The sequence below is a fragment of the Nocardioides korecus genome (genome assembly GCF_054778395.1).
In genome coordinates this window covers 338726-356908 of the sequence record NZ_BAAGZO010000003.1, presented here as the reverse complement: position 1 = coordinate 356908, position 18183 = coordinate 338726, and the positions used below count along the sequence as shown (strand labels likewise).

At 74.5% G+C, this 18183-nt stretch carries 16 protein-coding genes and 2 tRNA genes; 7 read left to right on the top strand and 11 right to left on the bottom strand.

Annotated features, from left to right (window positions below):
- The first annotated feature begins 200 nt into the window (after nt 1-200).
- Entirely contained in the window at nt 201-1496 is a 1296-nt protein-coding gene (locus ACYVDA_RS07915; protein WP_460816904.1) for a fibronectin type III domain-containing protein, read from the top strand.
- A gap of 65 nt (nt 1497-1561) precedes the next feature.
- Here ACYVDA_RS07915 and ACYVDA_RS07910 read toward each other — a convergent pair whose 3' ends face one another.
- From ACYVDA_RS07910 to ACYVDA_RS07895, 4 genes are read right to left on the bottom strand one after another with little or no spacing between them, the layout of a single operon-like run.
- Entirely contained in the window at nt 1562-2593 is a 1032-nt protein-coding gene (locus ACYVDA_RS07910; protein WP_460816902.1) for an adenosine deaminase, read from the bottom strand.
- 52 nt (nt 2594-2645) lie between these two features.
- Nucleotides 2646-3335: a hypothetical protein gene (locus tag ACYVDA_RS07905; protein WP_460816899.1), complete on the bottom strand. Its 690-nt coding sequence runs from the start codon at nt 3333-3335 to the stop codon at nt 2646-2648.
- Between the two features lie 23 nt (nt 3336-3358).
- On the bottom strand, nt 3359-4108 hold the full coding sequence (locus tag ACYVDA_RS07900; protein ID WP_460816897.1) for a DsbA family protein: 750 nt from the start codon (nt 4106-4108) through the stop codon (nt 3359-3361).
- A complete protein-coding gene (locus ACYVDA_RS07895) occupies nt 4089-4592 on the bottom strand; it encodes a MauE/DoxX family redox-associated membrane protein (protein WP_460816893.1) in 504 nt (167 codons plus the stop codon). Before ACYVDA_RS07895 ends, ACYVDA_RS07900 begins: the two co-directional genes overlap by 20 nt.
- A gap of 66 nt (nt 4593-4658) precedes the next feature.
- On the opposite strand from ACYVDA_RS07895, the gene orn reads away from it, so the two are divergent.
- Both orn and ACYVDA_RS07885 read left to right on the top strand, forming a co-directional pair.
- On the top strand, nt 4659-5288 hold the full coding sequence (gene orn / locus ACYVDA_RS07890) for an oligoribonuclease (protein ID WP_460816890.1): 630 nt from the start codon (nt 4659-4661) through the stop codon (nt 5286-5288).
- A 26-nt stretch (nt 5289-5314) separates the two neighbouring features.
- Nucleotides 5315-5390 (top strand) — tRNA-His (locus ACYVDA_RS07885).
- 159 nt (nt 5391-5549) lie between these two features.
- On the opposite strand, the gene ACYVDA_RS07880 is transcribed toward ACYVDA_RS07885, so the two are convergent.
- Both ACYVDA_RS07880 and ACYVDA_RS07875 read right to left on the bottom strand, forming a co-directional pair.
- Complete coding sequence (locus ACYVDA_RS07880; protein WP_460816887.1) at nt 5550-5705, bottom strand: hypothetical protein; 156 nt, start codon at nt 5703-5705, stop codon at nt 5550-5552.
- 252 nt (nt 5706-5957) lie between these two features.
- Nucleotides 5958-6968, bottom strand: a complete 1011-nt coding sequence (locus ACYVDA_RS07875) for a pirin family protein (protein ID WP_460816885.1) — start codon at nt 6966-6968, stop codon at nt 5958-5960.
- Nucleotides 6969-7070: 102 nt separating this feature from the next.
- Between ACYVDA_RS07875 and ACYVDA_RS07870 the strand changes: the two genes are divergently transcribed.
- Nucleotides 7071-8645 carry a phytoene desaturase family protein gene (locus tag ACYVDA_RS07870; protein WP_460816883.1) on the top strand — a complete coding sequence of 525 codons (1575 nt, stop codon included), beginning with the start codon at nt 7071-7073 and terminating at the stop codon, nt 8643-8645.
- A gap of 327 nt (nt 8646-8972) precedes the next feature.
- Here the strand turns inward: ACYVDA_RS07870 and ACYVDA_RS07865 are convergent, their stop codons facing one another.
- From ACYVDA_RS07865 to ACYVDA_RS07850, 4 genes are all read right to left on the bottom strand, one after another.
- The gene (locus ACYVDA_RS07865; RefSeq protein ID WP_460816881.1) at nt 8973-9185 is read right to left on the bottom strand and encodes a hypothetical protein; all 213 of its coding nucleotides are present in this window, start codon (nt 9183-9185) and stop codon (nt 8973-8975) included.
- 114 nt (nt 9186-9299) lie between these two features.
- Nucleotides 9300-9375: transfer RNA gene (locus ACYVDA_RS07860), tRNA-Lys, on the bottom strand.
- 96 nt (nt 9376-9471) lie between these two features.
- Nucleotides 9472-11694, bottom strand: coding sequence for a SpoIIE family protein phosphatase (locus ACYVDA_RS07855; RefSeq protein WP_460816879.1), 2223 nt, complete (start codon nt 11692-11694; stop codon nt 9472-9474).
- Nucleotides 11695-11863: 169 nt separating this feature from the next.
- Nucleotides 11864-12691, bottom strand: coding sequence for a GTPase (locus ACYVDA_RS07850; RefSeq protein ID WP_460816877.1), 828 nt, complete (start codon nt 12689-12691; stop codon nt 11864-11866).
- Nucleotides 12692-12834: 143 nt separating this feature from the next.
- Between ACYVDA_RS07850 and ACYVDA_RS07845 the strand changes: the two genes are divergently transcribed.
- The gene (locus ACYVDA_RS07845) at nt 12835-13977 is read left to right on the top strand and encodes a CDP-glycerol glycerophosphotransferase family protein (RefSeq protein WP_460816874.1); all 1143 of its coding nucleotides are present in this window, start codon (nt 12835-12837) and stop codon (nt 13975-13977) included.
- A 12-nt stretch (nt 13978-13989) separates the two neighbouring features.
- On the opposite strand, the gene ACYVDA_RS07840 is transcribed toward ACYVDA_RS07845, so the two are convergent.
- Nucleotides 13990-15018, bottom strand: coding sequence for an LLM class flavin-dependent oxidoreductase (locus ACYVDA_RS07840; RefSeq protein WP_460816872.1), 1029 nt, complete (start codon nt 15016-15018; stop codon nt 13990-13992).
- A 117-nt stretch (nt 15019-15135) separates the two neighbouring features.
- Between ACYVDA_RS07840 and ACYVDA_RS07835 the strand changes: the two genes are divergently transcribed.
- Complete coding sequence (locus tag ACYVDA_RS07835) at nt 15136-15654, top strand: hypothetical protein (protein WP_460816869.1); 519 nt, start codon at nt 15136-15138, stop codon at nt 15652-15654.
- 121 nt (nt 15655-15775) lie between these two features.
- Nucleotides 15776-18172, top strand: coding sequence for a protein translocase subunit SecD (gene secD, locus ACYVDA_RS07830; protein ID WP_460816867.1), 2397 nt, complete (start codon nt 15776-15778; stop codon nt 18170-18172).
- Nucleotides 18173-18183 lie beyond the last annotated feature (11 nt).

Genomic DNA, 18183 nt, shown 5'->3' with positions numbered 1-18183 from the left:
ACCGCTCACCCGGTCCCGTCCGGGCCCCCGCACGGTTCCGTCCGGGACCGGCGGCATGGCCCGGACGGGTGGTTCTGGTGAGTAGTTGCCCGATGCGACCATCGCGCGGTGTGACGCGTGCCACGCTCAGGCCCTCCACCGCCCCGGTGGGCCGGCACCGGGTCGGTCGCCACGGGGCGCCCTCTCGAGAGCTGGTCGACGTGACCCCTGACGCCTCCGCGCGCCGCATCCTGCCGCCCCCGTCCGCCCCGCTGCGCGTGCCCGCCGGGCGCCGCGGCCTGCACCGCGGCTCCCTCGCGGCCGCCGCGCTCGCGGTCGGCCTGGTGTGCGCCGGCACGACCCCGGCGCCGGCCGACGCCGCCACCGTGCACCCGGCCCGGGTCTCGGCCCTCGTCCTCGACACCCCCATCTCCGTCACCGCGGGACCCAGCAGCACCACGACCGCGGCGGGCACGGACGCGACCTTCACCGTCGAGGCGCACGGTGACCCCGCGCCGGACGTCCAGTGGATGGTGAAGACCCCGGGCGACCCCGACTTCTTCGACGTCGACGGGGCCACCTCGAGCACGCTCGTCGTACCGGCGCCCACCAAGGCCCTGAACGGCGCGCAGTACCTCGCCCGCCTCACCACCAGCAGCGAGTCGATCGACACCGACCCGGCCACGCTCACGGTCACGGGGCAGGAGCCGGGTGTCCCGCAGCACCTGGTCGCGACGCAGACCGGGGTCGGTCGGGTCACGCTGACGTGGGACGACCCCGTCAGCCACGGCGACTCCGCCCTGTCCACCTTCGAGACCTCGTGGTCGGGCGGCCAGTTCGGCAGCGGTGACTCCGTGCCGGCCGGCACGCGCACCGAGACCTTCACCGGACTCGGCACCGGGCGCTACACGTTCGGCGTCGCCGCCGCCAACCTGGCCGGTCCCGGCCCCCGGGCCACCACGCAGCCGCAGCTGGTCCTCGGCGCCGCACCGGCGCTCCAGCCCTCCAGCGGCCAGCTGGTCTACGGGCAGCGCCTGGGCTTCACCGGCCTGGCGAAGCCCGGCTCCCGCGTCGCGGTCGAGCGGGCGCTGCCCGGTGGCCCGTTCCGCACCCTGGCGACGGTGACGGCCTCCTCGACGGGCTCCTTCCGGGTGCCCGCCTCCACGCCCACCAGCAGCGCGTCGTACCGGGCGCGGACCGTCGGCGGTCAGCCCGGCGACGCCGGGATCGTGTCGGTGGCCAGCCGGGTCACGGCCGCGGCGACCCGCGTGGGGACGCGCACCTACCGCCTGCACGGCTCGATCGCACCGGCCAGGGCCAACCAGCTGGTGACCGTGAGCGCCGTCAAGGGCTCCGGCAGCAGCCGGCGCATCGGGACGGCCCGCACCGACCGCAGCGGCTCCTGGAACCTGCGCTACCGGTTCCCCAGCACCGGGACCTGGACGGTGACGGCCGTGTCCGCCGCGACCCGGGCCCTCGAGGCGGGCCGCGGCAGCACCCGGACCGCGGTGCGCTGAGCCACGGGAGGCCCCCGCACGCCGCCCCGTGGCGGCGGACGCCGGCCCCCGCACGGGGGTCGGCGCTACCCCTGCGGCAGCACCCCGTCGATCTCGGCCAGCACGCGCGCCTTGACCTCGTCGGGGGCGTAGGACACCTCGACCGCCGTCCGGGCCAGGTCGGCGACACCGGCGGCGTCCAGGTCGAGCAGGTCGGCGGCGACCTCGTACTCGCGGTTCAGGGTGGTGCCGAACATCGGCGGGTCGTCGCTGTTGATCGTGACCACCACGCCGGCCTCGACGAAGGTGCGCAGCGGGTGCTCCGCGAGCGAGGCGACCGCCCGGGTGGCGACGTTGGAGGAGGGGCACACCTCGAGCGGGATCCGGTGCTCCGCCAGGTGGGCCAGGAGCTCGGGGTCCTGGGCCGCGGACGTGCCGTGCCCGATCCGGACCGCGCCGAGGTCGCGCAGGGCGTCCCAGACCGTCTCGGGCCCGGTGGTCTCCCCGGCGTGCGGGATGCTCAGCAGCCCGGCGGCCCGGGCGGCGTCGAAGTGCGGCTTGAACTGCGGGCGCGGTACGCCGATCTCGGGGCCGCCCAGGCCCAGCGCGATGAGGGCGTCGGGGGCGTGGTCGATCACGTAGCCCAGCGTCGCGTCGGCGCCCGGCACCCCGAGCTCGCCGGGGATGTCGTAGATCCAGCGCAGCACGAGCCCGAAGTCGCGCTCGGCGGCCACCCGGGCGTCCTCGATGGCCTCGGTGTAGGCCTCGATCGGGATGCCGGCCAGCACGGAGGTGTGCGGGGTGCAGGTGAGCTCGGCGTACCGCACCTGCTGACCCTGGGCCATCTCGCGGGCGACCTCGTAGGTCAGCAGCCGCAGGTCCTCCGGGGTGCGGATCAGGTCGACGACGGCGAGGTAGACCTCGATGAAGTGCGCGAAGTCGCGGAAGGCGAAGAAGTCGCGCAGCTGGTCGGGGTCGCTCGGGACCGTCCCGGGGTGGCGCTCGGCCAGCTCGCTGACGATCCGCGGTGAGGCGGACCCCACGTGGTGCACGTGCAGCTCGGCCTTCGGCAGGCGGGCGATGAAGTCGGTCAGCGAGGGAACGGTCGGGCTCGGCATGGGTTCATGCTCGCAGGGCTCTCCCGGGCCGCGTACGCACCCCGGGCGGCCCTCACCCGCGCTGGCGCAGGAGGGCCCTCTGGAGGGTGTCGGCGACCTCGACCGGAGATCCACCGGTCACCGGCCTGCCGTCCAGCAGCACCTGCGGCGAGCGGGCCCCGGCCGCGACCAGGGCGGCCGGCGGCGGCGTCGACAGCGACGACAGCACCCCGGCGTCGCTCACGCCGGCCCGCCGGGCCAGGTCGATCGTGCCGGGGGGCGTGCCGCCCGCGGCGGGCTGGGCGTCCAGGAGCAGTCGCTGGAACCCCAGGGCCTGCTCCGGCGTGGCCGACCTCAGGACCTGCGCCCACGCCCCCAGCGCGGTCGCGGCGTAGCCGGTGGGCGCGGAGGTGCCGTGGACGGGCTGGTAGACGACCCGGACGCGGCCCTGCGCGGCCATGATCTCCAGGTAGTCGCGCGAGGCGACGTCGAAGGCCCGGCTGGTCGGGCTGGTGAGGTCCTCGCGCACGAGCACCGTGGCCGGCGCCCCGGCACGCCCCACGACCAGCGAGGTCGCCTGGGCGGTCACCGTCGCCCTCGGTGACGGCACGACGGTCTGGCCGCCGCTGGAGAAGATCACCAGCCCGGCGATCACCGCGCAGACGGCGACGAGGACGCCGCCGCCGAGCAGCAGCCGCGTCCGGCCGTCGGAGTACGCCGAGCCGTCGGGGCCCTGGGGTCGGGGCTTGCTGCGTCGGGCCACAGCTCCTCCTCCACGGGTCGTGCTCACGCCTGGGAGATCATCTTCTCCAGAGCGCTGACCTCGTCCGACACCGAGGTCCCGCCGAGCTGCTTGCCGTTGACGAAGATCGTCGGCGTGCCGGTCACGCCGGCCTTCTTGGCCGAGGCGTCCGCGGCGTCGACGAAGGTCTGGTCCGAGGCCTTCCGGACGGCGTCGAGCACCGAGGAGCTGGTGACGCCGGCCGTCTTGGCCCAGGCGACGAACTGCGTCGGCCCCGGCTTGCTCGGGTCCTGCTCGTAGGGCTGGTTCTCGTAGAGCAGGTCGTGCAGGGCCAGGGCCTGCTTGGCCGTGCCCTGCTGGAGGACGGCCGACCAGGCGGCGAGCGCCTGGGAGGAGTAGTCGTCCTGGAGCAGGTGGAACGGGCGGTACTCGACCTGCACCGTGCCCTTGCGGGCCGCCTCGTGCAGCGCCGAGCGCGAGGAGGACTCGAACTCGCGGCAGTAGGGGCACAGGAAGTCCTCGTAGACGACGACCTTGAGCTTTGCCTTCGCGTTGGCCCCCACGACCAGCGCCTGGCCGCTGGCGCTGGCGGCCGGGAGGGGGCCGGTGGCGGCGCCCGCCGTGCCGTCGCCGCCGCGGTTGGAGAAGAACACCCCGGCCCCGACGATCACGGCCAGCAGCACCACCACGGCGGCGATGACGCCGACCTTGCGGTTGCGCTCGCGGCTGGCCTGCGCCCGGCGCACGGCGGCAGCGCGCTCGGTGCGTCCGGTCTCACGCGACTTCTTCGACACGACGGTCCTCCTCGGACTGGGGGGTGGGGTGGGCGTCGCCCGCGAGGAGCGAGTCCAGCGACCACGCGGTGCGGCGCAGGAACACCAGCAGGAGCGACGCGGCCAGGAGGCCGGTGTCGCGGGCGATCTCCCAGGGGTACTGGCCGAAGGCGTCGGGGTTGGGCCCGCCGTCACCGAAGCAGCCGCAGTTGATCGCGATCCCCCGGGCCCACACCGAGGCGATCCCGGCGATGAAGGCCAGCTGGAGCAGCGCCGAGAGGGCGCCGGAGAACCGGTGGAACAGGCCGAGCAGCAGCACGGCCCCCAGGGCGACCTCGACGGTGGGCAGCGCGCGGCCGACCACCTCGGCGGCCGACGCCGGCAGCAGCTGGTAGCCGCGGACGGCGGTGATGCTCGCCTCGGGGTCGGAGATCTTCAGCAGACCGGCCCACAGCCAGACTCCCCCGACCACGAGCCGGGCGAGCAGACCGACCCAGCGCAGCATGGTCACGAGCCTAGGGGGAGCGTCTGATCACTTCCTGAACGACGCCCGTGGGTAGGCTGACCGATCGTGAACGAAAGACTCGTCTGGATCGACTGCGAGATGACCGGGCTCGACCTGCGGGCCGACGCCCTCATCGAGGTCGCCGCGCTCGTCACCGACTTCGACCTCAACGTCCTGGGCGACGGCGTCGACGTCATCGTCAAGCCCCCGGCCGAGGCGCTCGAGCAGATGGTGCCGTTCGTGCACGACATGCACGTCAGCTCCGGCCTGCTCGAGGAGCTCGACGGCGGCGTGACGCTGGCCGAGGCGGAGGCGCAGGTGCTGGCCTACGTGCGCGAGCAGTGCGGGGAGGGCAACCGGCCCCCGCTCGCCGGCAACACCGTGGCCACCGACCGGGCCTTCCTCTCCCGCGACATGCCCGACCTCGAGGGCTTCCTGCACTACCGGATCGTCGACGTCTCCTCGATCAAGGAGCTCGCCCGCCGCTGGTTCCCCCGCGCCTACTACAACGCGCCGGCCAAGGGCGGCAACCACCGGGCGCTGGCCGACATCCAGGAGAGCATCGAGGAGCTGCGCTACTACCGCGAGGCCGTCTTCGTCCCCGGCCCCGGCCCGGACTCCGCCACGGCCAAGCGCGTCGCCGACCTCCACCAGGGCGCACTGACCGGACTCCGACCCGATTCGGAGCATCGCTGAGGGACCGCTATGCTCTTCCTCGCTTGGTGGGTATAGCTCAGCTGGTAGAGCGCCGCCTTGTGGTGGCGGATGTCGCGGGTTCAAGTCCCGTTACTCACCCCAAGTGAAACCCCCGGTCAGCCTCACGAGAGGCAGGCCGGGGGTTTCTGCCGTCCCTCCCCGTTCGAGAGGCGCGGCCCGAGCGACATGCAGCTCACGCGTTCGGCGCGCACAACGGCGCTCACCGGAGACCGCGAACGCGCGAGCTGCATGTCGAACGGGTCAGCGAGTGAGGCTGCGCACCGGGCCGGCGCCGTTGGGGCGGCTGGTGTCGATGCCGGTGTCGGGCGACTTCTGCGTGCCGATCAGCAGCAGGATGCCGCCGACCACGATCAGGAAGGCGAGCAGGACGAGCGGGACGATGTGACGCTTCTGCACGGCTGAGCACTCCTCTGGGGCACGTCGCGGCCCGCGCTGGGGGAAGGGAGAGGTCAGGACCCGGATCCGTCGGCCCGGGTCGGGACCGGCTCCTCGAGGCGGGCACGAGGCGCCCGGGCCTCGAGGGGCAACACCCTGATTTTAGCGAGCGGCCCCACCCTCAGGGGTGGGGCGTGCGGTGATCCCGAGCACGCCGCGGGGCGAGCGCCCAAGCCTCGAGGGCCGGCCGGACGACGGGATCCGCGCGGCTGACTAGTCCTCCCGGGCGGTCACCGGGCGGCTGGGGTCGGTCGGCGCGCCGTGCACGTTCAACGGCTCGGTCGGGATCGTGCCCAGGCGGCCCTTCTGGAAGTCCTCGAAGGCGGCCATCACCTCGGCCTTGGTGTTCATCACGAACGGCCCGGCCCAGGCGACCGGCTCGCGGATGGGGCGGCCGCCGAGGACGATCAGGTCCAGGGCCGGCGTACGGCTGTCCTGGGAGGCGGCGGCCGAGGCCGTGACGAAGTCGCCGGCGCCCAGCACGGCCAGGTTGCCCGCGCGGACGGGGGTGCGGGCGTCGCCGACGGTGCCGGCGCCGGAGAGGACGTAGACCAGCGCGTTGTACTCCGGGTCCCAGGGCAGGTCCAGGCGGGCACCCGGCTCGACGGTGGCGTGCACCATCGTCATCGGGGTGTACGTCGTGCCCGGGCCCTGCGCCTTCCCGACCGACCCGGCGATGACCCGGACCAGCGCGCCGGCGTCGGCGGAGGTGGCCAGGCCGACCTGGCCCGAGCGGATGTCCTGGTACGCCGGGGCGTTCCACTTTGCGTTGCGCGGGAGGTTCACCCAGAGCTGGATGCCGTGGAACAGGCCGCCGCTCTGGACCAGCCACTCCGGCGGTGTCTCGATGTGGAGCAGGCCCGAGCCGGCGGTCATCCACTGCGTGTCGCCGTTGGTGATCGAGCCGCCGCCGCCGTGGCTGTCGCGGTGGTCGAAGACGCCGTCCATGATGTAGGTGACGGTCTCGAAGCCGCGGTGGGGGTGCCAGGAGGTGCCCTTGGGCTCACCCGGGGCGTACTCCACCTCCCCCATCTGGTCCATGTGGACGAAGGGGTCGAGGTCGCGCAGGTCGACCCCGGCGAAGGCGCGGCGCACCGGGAAGCCCTCGCCCTCGTAGCCCCGCGGGGACTCGATCAGCTGCTTCACCGGACGCACGGTGTCGCCCAGGCCGGGCGTGGCCAGGCGGTCCAGCAGGGTCAGGTCGTCGACGGTCACAGCGGGCATCGGGCACCTCCAGGGTGGGGTCGTACTCCAGTGTGCCCTGAACGATGGTTGAACGTTCAATATTCCGCCGGTCCGGCGTGCCGGAGCGGATAGCGTGCGCGCATGCGTGCCTCCCGTTCGTCGTACGACGTCGTCATCGTCGGTGGGGGTCACAACGGCCTCACCGCCGCCGCCTACCTCGCCGGAGCGGGCCTCTCGGTCCTGCTGCTCGAGCGGCTCGGCCACACCGGTGGCGCGGCGATCAGCACCGAGGCGTTCCCCGGGCTGGGGGCGCGGCTCTCGCGCTACTCCTACCTGGTCTCGCTGATGCCCGAGCAGCTCGCCCGCGACCTCGACCTGCCGCTGGAGCTGCGGTCGCGGCGCACGGCGTCGTACTCCCCCACGGTGCGCGACGGGCGCCCCACCGGCCTGCTCGTCGAGCACGAGGAGGGCGAGGCGACGCAGCGCTCGTTCCGGGAGCTCACGGGCGGCGAGGAGGAGTACGCCGCCTGGCGCACGTTCTACGACGACGTGGCCGGCCTGGCCCGTGAGGTGGCCCCGACCCTGATGTCGCCGCTGGAGCGCGAGGGCGACCTGCGCTCGCGGGTGGACGCGGCCACCTGGCGGGCCGTCGTCGAGCGCCCGCTCGGCGAGGTCGTGGAGGAGCGCTTCGCCGACGACCTGGTGCGGGGCGTCGTGGCCACCGACGCGCTGATCGGCACCTTCGCCGACCTGCACGACCCCTCGCTGGTGCAGAACCGGTGCTTCCTCTACCACCTGATCGGCAACGGGACCGGGGAGTGGAAGGTGCCCGTGGGCGGCATGGGCTCGGTGACCACCGCCCTGCTGCGCACCGCCACCGCCCGCGGCGCCGAGGTGCTCACCGGCGCCGGCGTCAGCGCGATCCGGGCGAGCTCGGACGCGGCCGAGGTCACCTGGCACGACGGCGACGGCATCCACACCGTGACCGGGCGCCACGTCCTGTCCAACGTCGCGCCCTGGGTGCTCAAGATCCTGCTCGGGGAGGTGGCCGAGCGCGACACCAAGCCCTCCGGCTCGCAGCTGAAGATCAACTTCCTGCTCTCCCGGCTCCCCCGCCTGCGCAGCGGCCACGACCCGGTCGAGGCCTTCGCCGGGACCTTCCACGTGGCCGAGGAGTACTCCGCGCTCACCCGCTCCCACGCCGAGGCCGCGGCCGGGTCGATCCCGACCTCGCCCCCGGGTGAGTTCTACTGCCACTCCCTGACCGACCCCTCGATCCTGGGCGACCTGGCGGGCCAGGGCGTGCACACGCTCACCTACTTCGGGCTCGACATGCCCGCGGAGCTCTTCGAGGGCGACCGGGCCGCCGCCCGCGACGAGGCCGTGCGCCGGGCGGTCGCCGCCGTCGACGAGCACCTCGCCGAGCCGCTGATGGACTGCGTCCTGCTCGGCCCCGACGGCCGGCCGTGCCTGGAGGCCAAGGTGCCCCAGGACGTCGAGGACGACCTGGCCATGCCCGGCGGCCACATCTTCCACGGTGACCTGGAGTGGCCCTGGGCCTCCCCCCGCACCGCCCTCGACACCCCCGCCCAGCAGTGGGGCGTGGCCACCGATCTCGCCCCGGTGCTGCTCTGCGGCTCCGGCGCCCGGCGCGGCGGCGCGGTCAGCGGGCTGGGCGGCCACAACGCCGCCCAGGCGGTGCTCGCCTCGCGGTAGGGCGGGGGTCGGGGTGGGGGGTGCCGGTGGGGCTGGCGGTGGGGGCTGGCGGTGAGGCGCGCTGCAAATGTAGCGAGAGGGTCGGGTGTGGCGCACTGCAGCAACACCAGCCACATCCCCACGGGGGAACGATGCCAATGTGACCCGCCTCCCGCTGAGGCCGAACCCCTGTGGCCCCAGCGGCGACATTTGCAGACCCCCTCACGGCGCAGGCCCCCTCGCGGCGCAGGCCGCTCACTGGGCAAGCTCCCTCACGAAGCGCCCCACCCCGTGCCCCCACACCACGCCCGAGCCGTACGCCGACCGGCCCACCTCGCGCCGCCCAGCTCAACGTGGCGGCTGCCCCTCCTCGAGCCGCCGCTGCACGAGCTCGCGCCGCCGGTCCTCCAGCGCCCGGCCGAGGACGCGGCGGGTGCGCTCGGCCGCCTTGGGGCCGAGGGTGCGGCGGACGTGCTCGACCTCCCGGTCCAGGGCGAGCAGGTCGAGCCGGTGGGCCTCGGCGACAGACAGACCGGCCCGCGGGTCGTCGGCAGCACCCACTGGAGAAACCCCTTCCGCCTGGCGTGAGCACCACCGTAGGAGGGGCAGGTAAACGCTGGCGGAACGACGAAGGCCAGGCCCCGAGGGGCCTGGCCTTGGTCGTGTCGAGCCGGGTGGTGCGCCAGCAGGGACTTGAACCCCGAACCCGCTGATTAAGAGTCAGCTGCTCTGCCAATTGAGCTACTGGCGCGTGTAGCGAGTGGAACGTTATCAGGCACCTGGGCGGAGGTGAAATCGGGGCTGTGTGTCCTGCCCCACCCGTCGCTGACCTGCACGGGAGGCGTCCTCAGGCCTTGACGTCGGCCCACACGGTCTTGCCCTCGCCCGACGGCTCCACGCCCCACTCCAGGGCCAGGGCGCCGACCACGAGCAGCCCGCGGCCACCGGTCGCCTCGGGGTCCTGGGCGCGGTGGTGGGGCACCCGGGAGAAGGAGTCGGTGACCAGGACGCGGACGACACCGTCCTGGTGGCGCAGCTCCAGGGAGGCGTCGCCGTCGGTGTGGACCAAGGCGTTGGTGACCATCTCGGTGACCAGCAGCGTGACCGAGTCCTCCAGGCGGGCCAGGCCCCAGCCGCGCAGGGTCTGGCGCACGAACGTGCGCGCGGCCGCCGTCTGGGACAGCGAGCGCACCTCCAGGGCGGCGCGGCGCACGTCCCAGGCCGGGCCGGCGTACTCGCAGGCCAGCACCGCGACGTCGTCGCGGGTGCGCGGGCCCATCTGCTCCAGCACGGCGTCGACCGCGCCCTCGAGCGTGGCCTGGCGCGGGCCCCGGGACTCGGCGCCCGCGCGGTCCCCGCCCCCCTGCGCCATCGCGGGGGCGGTGCGGGCGACGGCGCGCACGAGCTCCTCGACACCGACGCCCACGTCGACACCGGGCACCTCGACCAGACCGTCGGTGTAGAGCAGCACCCGGTCACCGGCGTGGAGGTCGAGCTCGGTCGAGGCCCACTCCCACTCGGGCAGCACGCCGAGCGGGATGCCGGCGTCGCCGTCGACCTCCTCCACCCGGCCGTCGGCGCGGCAGAGCAGGGGCAGCGTGTGGCCGGCGCGCACGATCGCGGCGCGACCGGTGGCGGGGTCGATGCTGACCAGGCAGCAGGTCGCGATCACCTCGGTGCGCAGCGTCTCCATCACCCGGTTCACCCGCGACATCGCGGCCTCGGGCTCGTGGCCCTCGACCAGGTAGGCGTTCAGCGCCACCCGCAGCTGCCCCATCACCGCGGCGGCGTTGATGCTGTGGCCCTGGACGTCGCCGATCACCAGGACGACGGACCCGCCGGGGGTGGTGATCACGTCGTACCAGTCCCCGCCGACCTCGGCGTCCTGGCTGCCCGGCACGTAGCGCACGGCCACCAGCAGGTCGGGCACCTCGGGCAGCGCGGGCGGCAGCAGCGAGCGCTGGAGCGTCCGCGACACCGCGATGGCGTGGGCGGCGTTGGCGCGCAGGGCCTGCTGGGCGCCGCGCTCGGACTCGAGCAGCTCCACCTGGCGCAGGGCCAGGGCGAGCTGCTCGGAGGCGCTGGAGAGCCACTCGACCTCGAGCTCGTCGACCTCCCGGACCTCGCACCAGGCCAGCGCCAGGACGCCGAGCGTGCGGGCTCCCACCACCAGCGGCAGCAGGACGGCGGCCTCGACGCCGGTGACCCGGTCGGCGTACGCCGGGTGCAGCTCGACCAGGTGGGCGTGCGACCGCAGCACCAGCGGCTGCTGGGAGCGCGCGCACTGCGACACGGGGTTGTCGCCGTCCAGGTCGAGCACCCGCACCTGCGGCTGCTGGGGCACCGGGCGGCCGGCCTCGATCGTCACCCGCTCGGCCGCGCTCAACAGCTCGCCGTCGCGCAGGTAGACCCCCACCCGGTCGGTCGCCAGCGGTCCCGCGACGGTCTCGATGACCGCGCGGACGACCTCCGAGCGGGTCGAGGACCGGGCCACCCGGGACGTGATCTCCTGGAGCAGCACCAGCCGCTGGGCCGCCTGCTCGGCGTGCAGCCGGGCCTGCTGCTCGGCGGCGTAGAGCCGGGCGTTCTCGATCGCGACCGCGGCCTGGGTCGCCACCAGCCGCACCACGTGGGTGCTGCGCTCGTCGAAGCGGCCGGGCTCCGGGTGGCCGAACAGCAGCGCCCCGATCACCTCGCCGGAGCGGGCCACGACCGGCGTGCCGAGGCAGCTGCGCAGGGCCAGCCGCTCGCTCGGCACGTGCTGCAGGCGGACGTCGGTGCGGACGTCGTCGACCCGGACGCTCCCGAGCCCGGCGAACACCGGCCCGAAGACCTCCTCGACGACGTCGGGCGGCAGGTGCGCGAAGGTCTCGGGTCCGTCGCCGGAAAGCACGGGGGCGCCGTAGGGACCCCCGTCGGCCGCGCGGTGGAAGAACGCGCCGCAGTCGGCGGCCGACAGCCGGGTGCCGGCGTCGGTGACGGCCTGGAGGACGCGCACCAGGTCGAGGTCGGAGTTGATCGCCTCGGTCATCGTCACGAAGACGTGGAGGTCCTCCAGGATGCGTTGCACTGAGACCCCCGGTCACGTCGTGGACGACCACCCCCGGTCGTGCGCACAGCACCGCGCGAGCAGTGGCTGCCGAGCCTAGGCGGTGCGGGGTCGGGTCGCACGCGCCGCGCGCGACCGTGGACCGGGCAACCTCCGGTCGAGCCGGGGACGCGGGCCCCGGCGGGCGACCTCAGACGTGGCCGCTGAGCTGCGCGAGCCGGGTGGCCAGCGCGTCGACGAGCGCGTCGGCCTGCTTCTGGCTGACCGCGGCCGAGCGCCCGCCCCCCTGGCTCGCGACCGGGAGGACGTCGACCGAGAGCCGTGCGCCACCGGCCAGCGAGCGCAGCTCGTCGACCTTGGCCGCGAAGGGCGACCCGCTGCCCGGGGAGTAGTAGTCCAGGACCGCGTCGAGGTCGTCGGGGTAGAGGTCGGTCTTGGTGACCGCGATGACCAGCCAGACCGGGGCGTCGCGGCGCACGGCCATGGCGGCGATGCGGTGCGCGGTGATCGTCCAGTCCTCCAGCTCGGCCGCGAGCTGCTGCTCCCGCGTCGCCGACGCGCCGCCGGTAGTGCCCGCCGTGCGCCGCGGGGTGGCGTGCCCGTTGGCGACCACGTGGATGACGCCGTCGACCGGCTCGTCGTGGAAGACCTCGTCCAGCGCCCCCAGCCGGGTCGCCGCGTTGTCCCCCGGCACGACCAGGAAGCGGAACCCACGCAGCCGCGAGGCCCGTCGCGTGCGTCGCTCCATCGTCGCCGAGCCGACCTCGGCGGTCCCCTCACCCGGCGTACGCCGTGCCAGGCGGTCCGCGAGCCGGCTCTTGCCCACGCCGGTCATCCCGGTGACCGCGACCGTCGGGTAGCGCCGGCGCAGGACCCGACCGACCCGCTCCGGCGCCGAGGCCAGGCTGGTCAGCACCCCGCCGGCCACGGTCGCGCCGAGCGCCGTGCGACCCGGACCGGGCAGGGCCGAGCGCAGTCGGCCCGAGGTGCGGGAGGAGCTGGGCGTGGAGCGGGGCACGGGACCTCCAGGGGTTCCATCGAGGGGACGGTGCGCACCCGGCGAGACCGGCCCGGGTGTCGGACGAGCCTACGGAAGCGACCGCCGCGGAGCACCGACGAGCCCGTCACGGCCTGTTCACCTTCCTCCCCTAGCATCCTCGCGTGTACGACATCTCCGTCATCGTCTACTTCGCCGACGACCCGTCGCGCGTCTACCAGCTGACCCAGTGGCTGCCGGTCCTGGAGACCCTCGACGCGACCCGTCCCGTGGGGGTCGTCGTGCGCGACCCCGCCTCGGCGTACGCCCTGCGCGGTCGTACGACGCTCCCGGTGGTGCTGGCCGAGACCTTCCCCGAGCTCACCACCCTGTACGCCGACCTGGACCCGCGCGTCGTGCTCTACGTGAACAACTCGATGCACAACTTCCCCTCGCTGATCAACAGCCGGGTGCTGCACGCGCACGTCAACCACGGCGAGAGCGACAAGCAGAGCATGGCCAGCAACAACGCCAAGGCCTACGACCGCGTCTTCGTGGCCGGGGAGGCCGCCGTCGAGCGCCACGCGGCCGGTCTGCTGGAGTTCGACACCTCGCGCCTGGTGCGGATCGGCCGGCCGCAGCTGGACCTGCGTCCCGAGCCGCTGCTGGAGCCGTCCTCGCGCCGCACGGTGCTCTACGCGCCGACCTGGGAGGGCGACGCGGCGTACAACGACTACACCTCGGTCGACTCGCTCGGCCCCTCGATCGCGCGGTCGGTCCTGGCCGTCCTCGACGCCCGGCTGGTCTACAAGCCGCACCCGAAGGTCGTCACGAGCACCACCCCGGCGGTGCGCGCGGGGCACCTGGAGGTGCTCGACCTGGTGGCCCGCGCCGCCCACGACGACCCCGAGGCCGGGCACGTGAGCATCACCCACGGCGACATCCTGGCCGTGATGCCCGACTGCGACGCCATGGTCACCGACGTCTCCTCGGTGGGGCTGGACTGGCTCTACCTGCGCAACGACAAGCCGATCCTGCTCACCGACCGCCACGGTGACGCCGATGCCCTGCGCCGCGACGTGCCGGTGAGCCGCTGCTCCGACGTGGTCGACAGCGGCAACGTCGCCGACCTGACCGGCCTGCTGGAGGCCCGGTTGGCCCACGACGAGCACCACCTCGCCCGGATGGCGATGCGCCGGCACTACTTCGGCGACCTCCAGGTCGGCGACAGCACCGCGCGCTTCGTCGACGCCGTCGACGAGCTGGTCGTGCTGCGCGACCGGCTGCTGGGCGCCGACCCGGCCGCCGCGGCCGCCGACACCGCCTGAGGCGGACCTGCCTCAGGCGTCGGCCACCGCCGGGGCCACCTCGGTCCCGAGCAGCTCGATGCTGCGCAGCAGGTCGGCGTGGGCCATCTCGGGGTTGGTCATCTGCAGCGAGACCCGGTCCACCCCGCCGAGCTGGCCCGAGATCCGGCGCAGCTTCTCGGCGATCTCGTTCGGCGCCCCCATGAAGAACGCGCCGTTCGGCCCGGAGGTCGCGTCGAACTGCGCCCGGGTCGGCGCGGGGAAGCCCCGCTCGCGGGAGACGGTCGTGAACATGCGGTGCCAGCCCGGGTAGACGATGTCGGCCGCGGCCTTGCGGCTCTCCCCGACGTACCCGAAGACGTGCAGGCCCACCTGGAGCGCCTCCGGCGGGTGCCCGGCCTGGGCGCCGGCCCGGCGGTAGAGGTCGATCAGGGGGCCGAACTGACGCGGCTCGCCGCCGATGATCGCCACCATCAGCGGCAGCCCGAGCAGGCCCGCGCGGGCGAAGGACTGCGGCGTGCCACCCACCCCGACCCAGACCGGCAGGGGGTCCTGCACGGGCCGGGGGAAGACGCCCTGCCCGGTCAGCGGCGGGCGGTGCCGGCCCGACCAGGTCACGTGGCTGTCGGCGCGCAGGCGCAGCAGGAGGTCGAGCTTCTCCTCGAACAGGGAGTCGTAGTCGCCCAGGTCGAGCCCGAACAGCGGGAACGCCTCGGTGAACGACCCGCGCCCGACCACGAGGTCGATGCGGCCGTGGGAGATCAGGTCGAGGGTCGCGAACTGCTGGAAGACGCGCACCGGGTCGTTGGCGCTGAGCACGGCCACGGCGCTGCCCAGGCGGATCCGGGACGTGCGCGCCGCCGCGGCGGCCAGGATGACCGGCGGCGCGGAGTCGAAGTACTCCTCGCGGTGGTGCTCCCCGATCCCGAAGGAGTAGAGCCCGACGCGGTCGGCGAGCTCGATCTCCTCCAGCAGGTGGTCCATCCGCTCGACCGCCCCGATCGTGCGGCCGCTGGTGGGGTCGATGACCTGGCTGACGAAGCTGTCGACGCCGACGTGCACGGGTGCCTCCTGGGGTGGTCGCTGGGGTGCTCGGTGGGGTCCCGGGGCCGGGGCCTGTGGTGGCCTCAACAACCTGGGGCCCGGTTTCATCCCGGCGCGGGCGCCTAGACTCCCCGGATGCACCCGGGGCCCGCAGGACAGCGTCGACGCGCTCGCGTCCGCGTCCCCGGGTCCCCCGGCCGGCCCCTGACGGCGCTCCTCGCCGGGCTGGCGGCCGTCCTGGTGCTGCTGGCGGGGGCCGGGAGCGCCACCGCCACCCCCGGCCCCGGTCGCGCGCCCGGCGTCGAGGCCGCGGGCCGGACCGCCGTCGCCCCGGTCGCGCGCGAGGAGGGTCGCCCCGCGCGCTCGACCTCGCGTCCGTCGTCCGCCCGCGCCCACCGGCAGACCGGGCAGCCTGGGGAGGCTGGGCAAGCCGGGCAGCTCGGGGCCGCCGACGCCCCGCTGACCGCGCGCGCCACGACCACCCACGACGCCTCGCCCCGCGGCCCGACCCACCCCGGCCCCACGCTCGTCGCCGAGCCGACCCTCGGTGCCCCCCACCCGCGCCCGACGTACGCCGCTCCCGGCGCGCCTCCGCTCGACCCGCACACCTCGCTCCACCGCGCGCCGGCCCAGGGCCGCGCACCTCCTCGCTGACCCCGCCGTCAGCCCCACCCGCCGCCGGGCCACCGACGCGCGCCCCCGCGCGCACCCTCGGTCCTGCCCGGTCGGCGGGTCCCGCGCGACACCCCGCGCACCCCAGGCCCCGAGGAGACCCGTGCCGTCACCGAGCACCACCGACCAGCAGCACCCGCCCCGCACCCCCACCCGCACCCCCACCCGCACCACGGCCCCACCGCCGAGACGCTCCCGTGCCCCGCTGTGGCGCGCCCTCGCCTCGTTCGCCGTGATCGGCCTGGCCCTGCTCGCCGCGGTCAGCCTCACCCCGCGCCTCGGGCTCGACCTCGAGGGCGGCACCCAGATCGTGCTCGAGACGCGCGACAGCGAGCGCGCCAAGGCCACCCGCGCCTCGACCGACCGGGCGCTGGAGGTGCTGCGTGGGCGCGTCGACGCCCTCGGGGTGGCCGAGCCCACGCTGGCTCGCGCCGGGGAGCGGCGGATCATCGTCGAGCTGCCCGGCGTGCAGGACCCGCGCGAGGCGGCGCGGGTGATCGGACGCACCGCCCAGCTCGGCTTCCACGTCGTCACCGACACCACCCGCGCCCCGGACGCCCCGAACGCCCCGGCGCAGGGAGCCTCCGCGAAGACGCCCACGACGGACGAGGACGGACGGCCGCTCACCGTGGGCCCGCTCGTGCTCGACGGCAACGGTGTCTCCGACGCCCGCGCCGAGCTGCCGCAGGAGGGGTCCGCCTCCTGGGTGGTCTCCGTGGACTTCAACAAGGCCGGGGCCCCGGAGTGGCGCGACCTGGTCCAGCAGGCGTGCACCACCCCCGGCGGCGGCCAGCGGATCGCGATCGTCCTGGACTCCGAGGTGATCTCCTCCCCCGCCGTCCAGCCGACCCTGTGCCAGGGCGCCGGCGGGGCCACCCAGATCACCGGCCAGTTCACCCAGGAGACCGCCCAGGACCTCGCGATCCTCATCAAGGGCGGCGCCCTGCCGGTCCCGGTCGAGGTGATCGAGCAGCGCACCGTCGGTGCGACGCTGGGGGACGCCGCCATCGACGCCTCCATCGAGGCCGGCATCATCGGGATCGCGCTGACCGGCCTGTTCGTGGTGCTCGTCTACCGGCTGATGGGGCTGATGGCGACGGTCGCCCTGGCGGCGTACGCCCTGGTCTCCTACGGGCTCCTGGTCTGGCTCGGCGCCACCTTGACCCTGCCCGGGCTGGCCGGGTTCGTGCTGGCGATCGGCCTGGCGATCGACGCCAACGTGCTGGTCTTCGAGCGCGCCCGGGAGGAGTACGCCGCCCGCCCGGCCGACGGCCTGGCCCCGGCGGTGGACACCGGCTACCGCAAGGCGTGGTCGGCGATCCTGGACTCCAACGTGACCACCCTGCTGGCGGCCGGGCTGCTGTTCTTCTTCGCCTCGGGGCCCGTCAAGGGCTTCGGCGTCACGCTGTCCATCGGCGTGGTGGCCTCGATGGTCTCGGCGCTGGTGGTCGCGCGCGTCCTCACCGATTGGGCGGTGCGGCGCTCCTTCGCCACCGGCCGGGTCTCGGGCATCGGCGGCACCGGCCGGCTGCGCACGTGGCTCACCGAGCGGGGGCCGTTCCTGATGCGCCGGGTCGGCGCGTGGATCGCGGTCACCGTGGTCGCCGGGGTGGTCGCGGTCACCGGCATCGCGACCCGGGGACTCGACCTGGGCGTGGAGTTCACGGGCGGGAGGATCGCGGAGTACTCCACCAGCCGCGACGTCTCGGTCGAGCAGGCCCGCGCCGCCGTCAGCGAGGCCGGCTTCCCCCAGGCGGTCGTGCAGACCTCCTCGGGCACCGGCGCACGCGAGAACATCACCGTCCGCACCGGCCAGATCAGCAACGACGAGTCGGCGACCATCCGCGACACCCTGAGCCGCGAGGTCGGCACGGTCACCCAAGAGCGCGACGAGCTGATCGGCCCCACCCTCGGCTCCCAGCTGCGCACCCAGGCGCTGATCGCGTTCGTCATCGCGGTCGCGGCCCAGATGGCCTACCTGGCGTTCCGCTTCCGGTGGACGTACGCCGCCGCCGCGGTGCTCTCGATGGGCAGCGTCGTGCTGACCGTGGTCGGGGTCTTCGCCTGGTGGGGCAAGCCGGTCGACGGGGTGTTCCTGGCGGCGGTGCTCTCGATCATCGGACTCGCCGTCAACGACACGATCGTGGTCTTCGACCGGATCCGCGAGGGGGTCCGGGGACCGAGCGGCGACCGGGCCGGGCTGCGGCGCACGGTCAACGACGCGATCCTCAGCACCGTCCCGCGCACGGTCAACACCGGGCTCGGCGCGATGCTGATCCTGGCCACCCTCGCGGTGCTTGGCGGCGACTCGCTCCAGGACTTCGCCATCGCGCTGCTGCTCGGCCTGTCGGTGGGCATCTACAGCACGATGTTCACCGCGGCGCCGCTGGCGATCTGGGCCGAGGAGCGCTGGCCCGCGAGCGCCGCGCGTCGGCGTACGGCCTCGCCCGACCCCTACGCCGCGGTGCCCGTCGCCGGCCGCGAGAGCGGGTCCCTGTGACGGTCCTGGAA